This is a genomic window from Inhella gelatinilytica (assembly GCF_016093295.1).
In the GTDB taxonomy this organism is placed as follows: Bacteria; Pseudomonadota; Gammaproteobacteria; order Burkholderiales; family Burkholderiaceae_C; genus Inhella; species Inhella gelatinilytica.
This window is the reverse complement of the sequence record NZ_JAEDAL010000001.1, coordinates 727,579-740,371: the sequence shown is the minus strand read 5'-3', so window position 1 is coordinate 740,371 and position 12,793 is coordinate 727,579. Positions and strand designations below refer to the sequence as shown.

The window sequence follows — 12,793 nt, the reverse complement described above, 5'->3', positions numbered from 1 at the left end:
AAGCGGCGCGTCCGCTCAGGTGCGCGGGGCTGTTGGCCGCTGGCGGTAGAAGGTCATCGGCTCGCTTTTGAGCTGCTGCAGCACGTTCTTGCGCATCTTGCCCACCACGTGCATTTCGCAGGGTTTGCAGTCAAAGCGAAGGGTGAGCGTGTCCTCGCCGTGCTGGATCGTCAGCGGCTCGGCCCGCACCGTGCCCTGCACGCCGGTCACGCCCTTGGCCTGCTTGGGGCACAGGCTCAAGCTGAAGCGCACGCAGTGCTTGGTGATCATGAGGCTGGCTTCGCCCAGCTCCTCGTGGCTCTCGTAGGCCGCGCCGATCACCTTGACGCCATGGCGCGCGTAAAAGGCCGCGGCCTGGCTGTTGTAGACGTTGGCCAGGTAGCTCAGGGCGTCCTCGGGGTAGGGCACGGGCGGCTCGACGGCGGCGTCGCGGGGCAGTCGCGGTAGCGCGGCCGCGCGGGCGGCCTCCAGGGCGGCCACGCCGTCGCGGCGCAGCGCATTGAGCTTGCTGGTCGGCACAAACAGCGGCTCGCGCAGGGCCAGGCGCACGCGCCGGGCTTCGAACATCGTGTCGCCCAGCTTGGCCAAGCCTTCTTTGAGCTGGGTTTCGGCCTGCTTGGCGTCGCGCGCGGCTTCCAGCGGCAGCGCGAGGCGCACAGCCGTCTTCACCCCGGTCTCGTCCTTCAGGCTCAGCTCCAGACCGTCGGCCGTTTGCGCCAAGTTCAGGTCCACGCGCACGCGGCGCTCGCTGCTGGGTTTGGCCAGCAGGCGCTCCCAGGCCATGTCCCGGTTGCGGCTGATCGCGGTGTTGGGGAACAGGTCCTTCAACACCCGCAGCGCGGGGTCGCGCGGCAGATTGGGTTCGACGCGCCAGCGCTGGCCCGCAATGGCTGTGGCAGTTTGCACCGGCACGCCTTGCAGCTCGCCCTGGCGGTCCCACCAGGTCAGGGCGTCGCCGTTGTTGAGTTGCAGGCCCTCGTTCAGCACCACCTCGAATTCCTCCGCGCCCACGCGGCCCACGTGGCCGATGGCGATGCCGGCGTGCTTGGGCGTGTCAAAGGCGCCGATGTCTTCCTTGCGGCCGTTGACGAAGTAGTCCGTCCCGCCGCGGTTGAAGCCCTGCTCGGGTTCGGGCGTGAAGGTGAAGCGGCAATGGCCGTCGCTGCTGGCGCTGAATTGCGGGTGCCGGTCCATCAGCCGGTCCAGCAAGAGTCGGTAGTGGGCGGTCACGTTCTTGACCGTGGCCATGTCCTTGTAACGGCCTTCGATCTTGAAGCTCTGAATGCCGGCCAGGGCCAGCGCCTCCAGGTTGGCGCTCTGGTCGTTGTCCTTGAGGCTCAGCACGTGCTTGTCATGCGCCACGATGCGGCCTTGCGCATCCTTCACCGTGTAGGGCTGGCGGCACTCCTGGCTGCAGGAGCCGCGGTTGGCGCTGCGCCCGGTCAGCGCATGGCTGATGAAGCACTGCCCGCTGTAAGCCACGCACAGCGCGCCGTGCACGAAGAACTCCAGCTTGGCCCGCTGAACCTGGGCGCGGATGGCCTGGATCTGTGCGAGGTCCAGCTCGCGCGCCAGCACCATTTGGCTGAACCCCACGTCTTGCAGGAAGCGCGCCTTTTCGGGGGTGCGGATGTCGGTCTGCGTGCTGGCGTGCAGCTGGATGGGCGGCAGGTCCAGCTCCAGGAGGCCCATGTCTTGCACGATCAGCGCGTCCACGCCCGCGTCGTACAGCTGGTGGATGAGTTGCCGTGCACCTTCGAGCTCGTCGTCACGCAGGATGGTGTTCAGCGTGACAAAGATGCGCGCATGGAAGCGGTGCGCGTGCCGCACCAGGCGGGCGATCTCGCTGACAGGGTTGCCGGCTTTGTCCCGCGCCCCGAACCCGGGCCCGCCGATGTAAACGGCATCGGCCCCGTGGTTGATGGCCTCGATGCCGATGTCGGCGTCGCGGGCGGGGGCAAGCAGTTCCAAGCGGGGGTCAGCGGCGGTCATGCACCATTTTAAGAAGCCGGCCCCTTCAGCCGCTCGCGCAGGGCTTCATGGTCGCGGGCCAGCGGCTGCACTTTGGCCGCTTGCTCCAGCGCGGTGAGCCCTTCTTCGCGCCACGCTGCGGCGCGCTCCGGCTGCAAGCTCAGGCCCAGGGCCGCGGCCTCGGCCAGCAGCAGCTGGGCGTCGCGGGTTTCGCCGGGCTCGCTGTCGCGCAGCTCGATGAGCAGCGTCCGCGCGGACTGGAGCTCTTGCAAGGCCGGCGCGCGCTGCCCCAGCGCCAGCAAAGCGGCCACCCGGGCCAGGAGCAAGCCACCCAGCCGCCGCCGGTGCACGGGCAGCGGGGTTTTTTCCACCTGGGCCTTGAGCAGGGGCAAACCCCGGTCCAGGATGGGCAGGGCTTCCCGGGCGCGCCCATTGGCCACCAGGGCCCGCCCCATTTGCGCGGCCAGATACCGCGGGGCGCCCGCCCATTTGCTCTGCGGCCCCTGCTCGGCGGCCAGTTGCGCAGCCGTGTCCCAGGCGCGTTGGGCGGCGCTGAGGGCGCCGGCCCAGTCCCCCTCGCGCAGCGCCACCACGGCTTCGGTGTTGGACTCAACCATGAGCCCATCGCGCCAAATCAGGTTGCGGGGCTCGGCCTGCACATTGGCGCGCCGCAGCGCCAGCGCCGCTTGGATGGCGGCGCGGGCTTCGGGCAGCCGGTCCAGGCGCAGGTAGGCCAATGCGTTGGCGCCATACACGGTGCCCAGTTGGTGGGCCAGATACACGGCCGTGGCCGGGTCGCCCGGAACGCCATTGCGGTCCAGCACCTCCAGCATGGCCCGGTCCTTCAACAGGGCTTGGAAGTCGGGTTCCGCCTTGGCATACCAGCGCAGCGCCTCCTCGGGTTGATTGAGGCTGGGCAAATTGGGCTGGCTGTGCAACTGCCCCACTTCAAGAACCGACAACGCGCGCTGCGCGAGCAAACTGGCGCGGCCCAGGACATCCAGCGGGGCGAGTCCGCTCGGCACAAAGGGCAAAGCCTGATCGATGAGTTGAATGCACTCTTTCTGCGCCGCCAGGCCACGGTCGATCTGGCCCTGCGCCCGCCAGAGCTGGGCCTGAATGCGCAGGGCCCGGCTGTACCAGAGCGCAAAGCGCCAGTCGCGGTGCTGTTCCGCCCACAAGGGCTGGCCCACGCTCAGGGCTTCGGCGGTGTAGCGCTGGGCTTCGTCGGCCCGTTCGGGGTTGGCTGCCGTCTGATTGCCCAGCAACTCCGCCAGCCGAGCCAGGGTCTGCGCCCGCAAGCCTTGCAGGAGTCCGTTTTGCGGCATTTCGCGGGCCAGCGGGTCCAGCTGGGCCAGGGTTTCCTTCAGCAAGGCCTCCTGAGCCTGCGGGCCACCGGGCAGGGTGGTGGCGGTGTCGCCGTAGCGGAACACCAGGTCCGCCGTGATGCGCTGCACCGCTTGCAGCTGGCGCTGCGCCTGGTCGCGGGCTTGCCCCGCCACATGGGCCTGCCAGGCCGTGGCGCCGCCGCCCGCCGCCAGGGCCAGCACCGCTGCTCCACCGAGGCTCACGGCCAGGCGGTGCCGGCGCACGAACTTGCCCAGCAAGTAGCCGCGGCTGGGCGCGTGGGCGCTGACCGGGTAACCGCCCAGGTAAGCCCGCAGGTCGCGCGCCAGTGCGTCCACCGTGGCGTAGCGGCGCTGCGGTTCCTTTTCCAGGGCTTTGAGCAGGATGTTGTCCAGGTCGCCGCGCAGGCGCTCGCGCGTGCGCAGCCAGTCGCTGTCGCCCGCGGGCGCCTGCAGCGCCGAAGGGCGGGTGGGCGCCTCGTCGAGCACGGCGCGGGCTGCCTCTTGAGGGGTACGGGCCTCGCGGCCATACGGGCGCTGGCCGGTCAACACTTGGTAGAGCAGCACGCCCAGCGAGTAGATGTCGGTGGCCGTGCTCACGGGCTCGCCGCGCACCTGCTCAGGGCTGGCGTGGCTGGGCGTGAAGGGGCGCGGCCCGGCGACGGTGACCTCGGCGTCGCCGCCTTCGGCCAGCGGGTCCAGCGCCTTGGCGATGCCGAAGTCCAGCAGCTTGACCTGACCCTCGCCCGTCACCAGCACGTTGCTGGGCTTGAGGTCGCGGTGCACCAGCAGGTTGCGGTGGGCGTGCGCGACCGCATCGGCCAGCTGCAGCACCAGGTCCAGGCGTTCAGGCAGGCTGCGGGGGCGAGCGGCTTGGTCCAGCGGCTCACCCTTGACGCGCTCCATCACAAAGTAGGGCAGGCCTTGGGGGCTCAGGCCGGCGTCATACAGGCGGGCAATGTGGGGGTGGTCCAGCCGCGCCAGCGCCTGGCGCTCCTGCGCAAAACGCTGCAGCACGGCGGCCGAATCCATGCCGCGCTTGAGCAGCTTGACGGCGGCCTCGCCCTCGTAGGCCCCGTCCGCGCGGCGGGCCAGCCAGACCTCGCCCATGCCGCCGCTGCCCAGGGGCTCCACCAGCTTCCAAGCGCCCAGGCGTTGGTTGGCCTCGGCAGCCGGGCCGTCAACGCCCACCGTCGCGGGCGTGGCCAGAAAGCCCGCCTCGTCCCGCTCGCCCCCCGTGCTGTGGGCCAACAGGCTGAGCACCTCGCTGCGCACGGCCTCGGACACCGCGGCGGCCTGCACGTAGGCCAGACGCTCGTTCGAGGGCAGGGCCAGTGCGGCGTCGAAAAGGGCCTTCACGGCCGACCAGTGAGAAGCGTTCATGCGCTCAGTTTGCAACAGGGGTTGGGGGCGGCCGCCCGAGTGGCCGGCCGCCCAGGGCACCGAGGGGCTTCAGTTCGGGAAGTAGCAGGCGTCCAGCTGCTTGGGCAGGCCCCCGACCGCCGCGCCGATCTGGGCTTGCGCAAAGCTCACCTGCGAGCGCTCGCCGGTGTGGGCCAACTCCACCTGCACCTGCACCATGTCGCCGCCCGAGGCGGGACTTTGCGCCGTCAGGTTCCACACCCAATCCCGGGCGCCGGTGAGCGCTTGGTAGGCCGACAGGCGCCCGGCCTCGCTGCTGTCGCGGTCGCCCTGCGTGGTGCCGCCACTGAGTTGTGCCGCGTAGGTGCGTCCGTTGGCGGTCAGCAGCAGGCTCCCGTCCGCGCTGACCTGCAGGCTGCAGGCGGCGGTGGCCGTTTGCGGGAACAGCATGTTGCCCGCCACGTGGCCGTGGTGGGTGCGCACCAGCCAGCTCGGCAGGTCGGCGGCGGTCAGGCCCGAGCTCTTTACCGGCAGCGGCGCAGTTGTCGTGGTGGCCATGGTGAGCGGGGTGGCGGACTTGAACGCCAACGCACACTTGTCCAGCACACCGCCCACCTCCAAGAGGGCCAAGCGGCCGGCGTAGCCGTACAGGGCCACGCCCTTGCCGGGCTCGACCACCTCGACGCCAAAGCTCATGCTGTTCGAGGCCAGCTGCACCCACTTGTCGCCGTTGCCGTTCAGCGCCGCGCTGACGGAGGTGCCATTCATCGTGGCCTGTACGTTGCCATCGGCCTGGATGCTGACGCTGCAAGGCCCGGCCGTGCTGCGTCCGTAGTACGTGCCGGCGGCCCAGGTCAACACGTCGTTCGGTGCGGGCTGGCGGGTGGCCGGCGCAGCGGCAGAGAAGCGCGGGTAGGTGTCATAGGCGCTGACGGGGGTGGGCGTCGGGGTCGGCGTGGGCGCCGGGCTGGTGGTGTTCTTGGGCAAGGTGCCCTGCAAGTAGCGCTGGGCGTTGCTGCTACCCAGGTCCGATCCGGACACGTACAGCCCGCTGAAGGCCGGGCTGAAGAAGTCGATGTGACGCTGCGCGTCGATCACCGCCACCACACCGATGGCATTGCCGCTGCTGTCCTTGTTCTGACACACGGCGGTGACGGCGGCGGTGGCGGCGGTGGAGCCCGTCAGGCCGGCGGCCGGGGTGAACTGCAGCGCGCTGCCGTTCAAGGCGAGTGTGGCCTTGCCCTGGGCGGCGGGGCTGCCGCTGCTGCCGTCGTAGACCGTGACCTCGTACTGGCCGTCAAACGGCTGCAGGGCGGCCAGGGTCAGCTCGGTCTGCGTGCCGCAGGCTGAGGGCGCCGGGGCGGGTGCAGGCGCGGGGGCCGGAGCGGGCGCGGGGGTCGGTGCCGGCGCCGGGCTGCTGGCCGGTGGCGCCGGGGGCGAGGGCGTGGGGCTGGCGGGCTCGCTGCTGCCGCCCCCGCAGGCGGTCAGCGCGGAGGCGCTCAGCACCAGCGTCAGCGAGGCGAGGGTGGAACGGGGCGACGGGGGGGTAAAACGCGACATGGCATGCTCCAGGGTGGGTGGTGGACCGCAGCTCGGCCCAAATTCAGGTCTGACACCCGCTTACGCAGGCCCCCACCCCCAAAAGGCTCATGCCCCTAAAAAAACTTTTTTTGCCGTGACCGCCCACCCTGCCCCCGCCGTCCCCGCGCCTTTTGACGCCGCGGAGATCACCCAGTGGCTGCAAAACCTCGACCCCGCGGCCGAGCCGGCGGTGGGCAATGCCCTCTTTGTGGCGCTTTACAACGAGCTGCGCCGCCTGGCGCGCGGCCACCTGCGGCACGAGGGCAGCGACCACACGCTCTCGGCCACGGCGCTGTCGCACGAGGCCTGGTTCCGCCTGAGCGAGCAAACCCGCACCGATTGGCGCAACCGCAGCCACTTCCTGGCTGTGGCCTCGATCATGATGCGGCGCATCCTCGTCAACCACGAGATGGCCCGCCGCGCCGCCAAGCGCGAGGCCGACCTGGTGCCGCTGACCCTCGGCGGCCTGGAGCAACTCGGCGCCGCTCCGGATCGCGATGTGGTTGCCGTGCACGAGGCGCTGCTCGCCCTCGAAGCCTTTGACCCCCGCGCCGCCAAGATCGTCGAACTGCGCTTTTTCGGCGGCCTGGAAAACGAAGAAATTGCCGAGGTGCTGGGCATCTCCCTCGCCACCGTCAAACGCGACTGGACCCTGGCGCGGGCGTGGTTGCATCGGGAGTTGGCGGGGGGGTAGCCGGCGCGCCTGGTCAGCTTGGCATGACGCCACCTACAGATTTCAGCCGGATTTTTGTTCAGCGATCACGGCGATTACTTCGGCGTAGCACCTGGTATCCAGCTCCGAATATCGCTACTGAAAGCAAGGGCCAGGCAACTATCCACGATCCGTGGGCAAGCACCCATAGATGGAATATTGGCAATCCCAAAGAGGCAAAGAGCTAGGCGAGGGGCCACACCAGCAGAAAACCTACAAGAAGGGCCACAGCTACGAGTGGACCGGCTGGCGTTGTCGGTTGAGTGCTCAAGCCAGTCACCTCACGGCAAGCTCAACCCCAGCTCCACCTGCGCCTGCCCGGCCGGGGCCTCGGGGCCGCGGAGTTTGGGGGCGGCGAGGAACAGGCGGGCCACGGGCACCTGTTGGGCGACAAGGGCGTCGCGGACGGTGCTGGCGCGGGCCACGGCCAGGGCGCGCAGGTCGTCGTCGCTGACGGTCTCGGCCGCCAGCAGGCGCTCCAGCATGTCGGCCTCGGGCAGGGTCTTCAGCAGGCCCAGCACGTTGCGCGGGCGATTGGGCAGGGGGCGGCTTTCGTAGAGGCGGCGCAGCAGGCGCTCGCGCTGCTCGGGCGGCACGGCCACCTGGGTTTGGTCGGCTTGGCCGCGGTCGCGCGCCCAGGCTTGGCGCAAGGCGGTGTCGATCCGGCCGAGGGCCACGGCGCGGCGCTCGTGGGTGTCCACGGCGCCGGTCAGCGTCAGCTGCAGCTGGGGGCGGTCCAGCAGCGCCTGCGCGACGGTTTGCAGCGGGGCGGGGTCCAGCACCTGGGCTTGGCCCGGGGCGAAGCGCAGCTCCACCGGCTTGCCCTCGGGCCCGCCCCCGGACATCCAGGCAAAGGGCGAGGTGATGACCTTGGTGATCAGGCCGCCGATCAGCTTCCAGACCACGGGGCCGATGCGGAATTCCGGGTCCTGCAGCGAGCCCTCCACGGGCAGGTTCAGGTCGATCACGCCGTGGCGGTCGGACAGCAGGGCCAGGGCCAGCTTGACGGGCAGGCCGGTGGCCTCAGGGCTCTCAACGGCCTCGCCCAGGGTGAGCTGGTTGAGCACCACGCGGTTGTCGGCCTGCAGGCGGCCGTCGGCGCCGACCTGGTAGCGCAAGGTGCTGCCCAGCTTGCCGCGGTCGATGCCGTAGCCCAAGTACTTGCCGGAATAGGGCGTGAAGGGGGCCAGTTCCACGTCGCTGGCCTGGGCACGGATGTCCAACTGCGGGGGCTGCAGCAAAGGGTTGACCGAGCCTTCGACCTGCAGCGTGCCGGTGCCGGCCACGGTGCCGGTCAGCTGCAGCGGGGCTTGCGCGGGCTGTTCGCTGTGGAAGCGCCCGAGCGAGCCGGTGAGGCGGCCCAGTTGCGCGCGGTAGTTGGGTTTGACGAAGCGGTCCTCAAAGTCCACGGCGGCGTTGTCCAGTTGGATGCGGCCGACTTCGATGACGGGGCGGGGCATCGGGGCACTGGCGGTTGCGGTTGCGGAGGCTGAGGCGGCGGGCGTTGCCGGGCTCGCCGGGCCGGCGGCGCTCTCCCCGCCCGGCCCTTCCAGCCCGCGCAGGTTGAGGCGCCCTTGGGCGTCGACCATCAAACGGGCTTGCAGGCCTTGCACGGTCAGCAGGTCGAGCTGGAGGCGGGGGGCGGCGTGGCCCTGCAGCGGCCACGCCAGGTTCAGGCCCTCGGCGCCCACCCGTTGCCAGGCGAGCAGGGGCTGGTCGACAAAGCGCACGCCGGCGTCGTGGCGCACGGTCACCAAGTCCAAGGCTTGCAGCTCGGCCTGCCCGCGCAGGCCCAGGCGTTCGGGCTGAAGGTCGATCTGACTGTCCAGGCCCAAGAGCGCGTCGCGCAGGCCCAGGCCCGTGTGGGCCAGGCCGTAGGCGTCCGCCAGGGCCAGCGGCCAGCGTTGCAGGCGCAGCCGGCCTTTGGCCTGCCAGGGCGCGCCGCGCAGCTCGCCCTCCCAGCGCAGGGTGGCCGGGGTTTGGCGCGGCCCGGTGGCCAGTTGCACGCGGGTTTGCGTGGGGGTCAGGCGCCCGGCCTCCCAATTGAGGGGCTGGGCTTCGAGTTGCAGGCCGCGGCCGGCCCATTGCACCTGGGCCCGTTCGGCTTCCAGGCCGTAGAGGCCGGCAGCGCGCTCGTCCGCCCACTGCAGCTGGTCCACGGCCAGGGCCAAGCGGCCCAGGCGCAGGGCGAAGGGCGGCGGGGTGTCAGGTGCGGGGGTTGTGCCGTCGCCCGTGGGCGCTGGGGGACCGCCGGCCAGCAAGCCTTGCGCGCGGCGGCGCAGGCGCAGCTCGGCTGCCTTGAGCTGGAGGGATTGCACCGTGACCGTGGGCGCAGCAGCCTGCCACTGCAGGCCTTGCAGCTGCAGCTGGCCGCCGCGTAGGGCAACGTCGTCGCCATGGCGCGCCTGGGCCTCGGCCCATTCCAGGGCGTTCACGGTGGCTTGTACGCGCTCAGCGGCGGCCGGGTCGAGCGGGTCGGCCAGGCTCAGGCTGCCGTCGGCCTTCACGCGGCCTTGCACGCGCCAGGGCTGCAGCGCGGGGACGCGGGCCCAGGCCAGCAGGGGGTCCAAGCGGGCCTCGTCCACGCGCCAGCTGGCGCTCAGTTCGGCCGCGCGCAACTGGCCTTCGGCCTGGAGCTGCAGCAACGGCGCGGCGTCCTTGGCCTTCTCGCCCGCCGGGCTGCGCGGGGCGGTGGCGAGCGACCAGCGCGCCGGCGCCTCGGCCAGCGGCCAGCGCAGGGCGTTCAGCTCCAGGCGGGTGTCGGACAGGGTGAGGCTGCGGCCCTCGGGGCCGCGCAGCTGCAGCGTGCCTGGGGCCACGCGCAGCGCCTGCACGTGGAACTGTTGGCGCAGCGGCTGGCTGGGGCCGAGGTTCAGTTGGGCCTGGGGCAGGTCCAGGCGGGCCAGCGGGCCGCGCGGCCACTGGGCCTGCAGCTTCTGCAGATCCAGCTGCCCCGACACCACAAGCTCGGGCGCCTTCTTGGGCGGTAGGCGGAAGGCGAGCTTCAGGTCGCCCCCCAGCTGGGCGGCTTCAAGTTCCAGGCCTTGCAGGGCGGGCAGCTTGGGGAGCCAGCGCAGCAGGGCCGCCACATCCAGCCCCTGCCACTGCAGCGCGAGTTCGGTTTCCAGGGCATCGGCAAAGGGTTTGCTGCGGCCGCTGAGCGCAAAGGGCTGGCCCTGCCAGCGCCCGGCCAGGCGGGGTTCGACCCACACCGCTTCATCGACCTCGGCGGTGGAGACAAAGGGCAGGCCCAGTTCCAGGGCGTCCACCAGACCGGTCTGCTCGCTTTGCTTCAGGTGCACCTGCCCTTGCGTCAGCGTCAGGTTGTAGAGCGCCACGCTGGGGCCCTCGCCCGACGGCGCGGCAGGCGCGCTGGCGAAGCGCTGCAGCACGTCGTCCACATTGCTGCGCCCGTCGGGTGTGCGGGCCAGGCGCAGCACCGGGGCGTCCAGCGTGAGGTGGCGCAGCACGAGTTGGCCGCGCCACAGGCTCTTCCAGGCCAGGGCGGTGTCCAGGCGCGCCAGCGTCAGCAACGGGGGCTCGCCCTCGCGTCCGGCAATGCTCAGGCCTTGCAAGGAAACGCCCAGCCGCCAGGGGGCCAACGCCAGCCGCTCCAGCGTGACCGTGCGCCCGAGCTGGGCCGTGCCCTCGGCCTCCAGCCGGCCCTTGAGCCAGGGTGGCAGGGCAAAGGTCAGCAGGGCGGTGAGGGTGACGGTGCCAGCCAGGGTCCAGGCCAGACGGCGAACCCAGGGGCGGGCCCACAGAGAAGAAAAAGCGCGCATCCGGCCATGCTAGACCCGGATGGGGCGGGATGGCGCCAGCCGGTCTTCAGGCGTCGGGGTCAGCGCGGTTGGCTTGGGCCCGGGGCCCGTAGGGGCAGAAGCCGGGCCGTGGGCCCACCTGGGGGTGCTTGCGGCAGGTGGTGGGCCGGGTCTCGTAGGTGGTGCAGCGGCGGGTCTGCGGGTCCAGGTAGAGGCAGTCGCCGTTGGCGCGGCGGGCCAGGGTGAAGATCCCGTCCTTGTGGTTGAAGCGGGCCACAACGCGGGCCTGGATCAAGCGCTTGGCCAGGTGGCGCACCTCCACGTGTTCGGCCTCAAAGGCGTCGACCAGCCCCAGGCGCACCAAATCGGGCAGCCGCACCTCGACGGGCATGGTGCAGCAGTGGGCGTGGCAGCGGTCGCACAGGCCGGCGCGGTAGCGGGTCCAGGTGTCGAGCCGGTCCACATCGACCCGGTGCAGGGGAAGGCTCACCGTCGAGTCTCAGCGGGGGCGGCTGCGCGGGGCCTTGGGGGTGGCCTGCACAAAGGCCTGGCGCCCGGCGGCCTGTCGTTCCAGCTGGCGGGCGATGTTGCCGCACACGAGGTCGCACAGCGCGTAGATCGACTCGTCGGCAATGCGGTAGTACGCCGCCGTGCCGCGGCTCTCGCGCGCCACCAGGCCGTGCTGGGTCAGGAGCGACAGGTGCCGCGAGACATTGGCCGCCGTGAAGCCACAGGCCTGGGCGATCTCGCCCACGTTGCGCTCGCCCGTGCGCAGCAGGTTCAGGATCTGCAGACGCGTGGGTTCGGACAGCACTTGGAAGTAGGCCGCCACCTGCGTCAGCGCTTCGGGAGGCAGGCCTTCCATGCGGGGACAGGGGTTGGGTAGGGGTTCGGGATGATGCCTCATGGCTCCGGCCTTGTCAGAATGGGTGGGTACTTGACTGTTTAACTGATTAGCTAAATAATAAATCCATTGACTCGCCAATGGAAGCCTCGGAGACACCGAATGCATCAAAACAGCTGGGGAATGACGCGCCGGGCCGCGGCCTGGGTTGGATTCAGCCTCGTTAGCAGCGTGGCCCTGGCCGCGCCGACGCCGGCCGCCCCCGAGACCTTGGTCGTGGCGGCGCGCAGCGAGGGGCCGGTCACGGCTTACACCGGGGTGGTGGAGGCCGTGCGGCAAACGGTGCTGGCCGCCCAGGTGCCCGGCGCCGTGGTGCAGCTGGCTGTGAAGGCGGGTGACCGCGTGCGCGCGGGCCAGGTGCTGCTGCGCCTGGACGCCCGTTCGGCCGAGCAGCAAGCCGGTGCAGCGGCGGCGCAGGTGGGTGCCGCGCGTGCGGCGCAAGAGGCCGCCACCAAAGAATTCGAGCGCCAAAAGCAGCTGTTCCAGAAGCAGTACATCAGCCAGGCCGCGCTGGAGCGGGCCGAGTCGCAGTTCAAGCAGGCGCAGGCCCAGGCGCAGGCCCAACTGGCTGCGGCCGGCGCGGCACGCTCTGAGACCGACCATTTCACGCTCAAGGCGCCGTATGACGGCGTGGTGGCCGATGTGGCGGTGGTGCAAGGCGATATGGCCCTGCCGGGCCGCCCCTTGCTGACCGTGTACGACCCCGCGGTGCTGCGGGTGACGGCAGCGGTGCCGCAAACGGCCGCGCCGCGCACCGAAGCGCCGCTGCAGCTCGAAATTCCCGGCCTGAACAGCGCCCGCCTCAGCCCCAGCCGCTGGCAGCTGCTGCCGGCCGTGGACGCCGCGACCCACACCCAGACCTTGCGCTTGGAACTGCCCGCGGGCACGGCGGCCACGCCGGGCCAGTTTGCGCGCGTGTGGCTGCCCGGCGCGGTGCAGGGCGCGCCGCGCTTGGCCATCCCGACCCAAGCCGTGCTGCGCCGTGCCGAGTTGACTGCGGTGTATGTGCTGGGGGCTGAAGGGCGCCCGCTGTTGCGTCAGGTGCGCTTGGGCCCTGTGAGTGGCGATTGGGTGGAGGTCCTGTCGGGTCTGAGCGCCGGTGAGCGCGTGGTGCTCAAGCCGCAGGCCGTCTCCCTGGGCGCGAAGGGCCGCTGAT

General features: G+C 71.0%; 8 protein-coding genes. 2 read left to right on the top strand and 6 right to left on the bottom strand.

Going from position 1 to position 12,793, the window contains the following annotated elements; all coding sequences use genetic code 11:
* Nucleotides 1-15: 15 nt before the first annotated feature.
* From I7X43_RS03345 to I7X43_RS16535, 3 genes are all read right to left on the bottom strand, one after another.
* A complete protein-coding gene (locus tag I7X43_RS03345) occupies nt 16-1,992 on the bottom strand; it encodes a peptidase U32 family protein (protein ID WP_198099471.1) in 1,977 nt (658 codons plus the stop codon).
* Nucleotides 1,993-2,000: 8 nt separating this feature from the next.
* Entirely contained in the window at nt 2,001-4,700 is a 2,700-nt protein-coding gene (locus tag I7X43_RS03340; protein WP_198099470.1) for a serine/threonine-protein kinase, read from the bottom strand.
* 69 nt (nt 4,701-4,769) lie between these two features.
* A complete protein-coding gene (locus I7X43_RS16535) occupies nt 4,770-6,239 on the bottom strand; it encodes a hypothetical protein (protein ID WP_198099469.1) in 1,470 nt (489 codons plus the stop codon).
* A 115-nt stretch (nt 6,240-6,354) separates the two neighbouring features.
* Here I7X43_RS16535 and I7X43_RS03330 point away from each other — a divergent pair, with 115 nt between their 5' ends.
* Complete coding sequence (locus I7X43_RS03330; RefSeq protein ID WP_198099468.1) at nt 6,355-6,954, top strand: ECF-type sigma factor; 600 nt, start codon at nt 6,355-6,357, stop codon at nt 6,952-6,954.
* 299 nt (nt 6,955-7,253) lie between these two features.
* Here I7X43_RS03330 and I7X43_RS03325 read toward each other — a convergent pair whose 3' ends face one another.
* The 3 genes from I7X43_RS03325 to I7X43_RS03315 are packed head-to-tail and all read right to left on the bottom strand — an operon-like array spanning nt 7,254 to nt 11,598.
* Complete coding sequence (locus I7X43_RS03325) at nt 7,254-10,754, bottom strand: DUF748 domain-containing protein (RefSeq protein ID WP_198099467.1); 3,501 nt, start codon at nt 10,752-10,754, stop codon at nt 7,254-7,256.
* A gap of 46 nt (nt 10,755-10,800) precedes the next feature.
* Nucleotides 10,801-11,223 (bottom strand): YkgJ family cysteine cluster protein, encoded by a 423-nt coding sequence (locus I7X43_RS03320; RefSeq protein ID WP_198099466.1) that lies wholly within the window; start codon nt 11,221-11,223, stop codon nt 10,801-10,803.
* A gap of 9 nt (nt 11,224-11,232) precedes the next feature.
* Nucleotides 11,233-11,598 (bottom strand): ArsR/SmtB family transcription factor, encoded by a 366-nt coding sequence (locus tag I7X43_RS03315; RefSeq protein WP_198099465.1) that lies wholly within the window; start codon nt 11,596-11,598, stop codon nt 11,233-11,235.
* Nucleotides 11,599-11,760: 162 nt separating this feature from the next.
* Here I7X43_RS03315 and I7X43_RS03310 point away from each other — a divergent pair, with 162 nt between their 5' ends.
* Nucleotides 11,761-12,792 carry an efflux RND transporter periplasmic adaptor subunit gene (locus tag I7X43_RS03310; RefSeq protein ID WP_198099464.1) on the top strand — a complete coding sequence of 344 codons (1,032 nt, stop codon included), beginning with the start codon at nt 11,761-11,763 and terminating at the stop codon, nt 12,790-12,792.
* Nucleotide 12,793 lies beyond the last annotated feature (1 nt).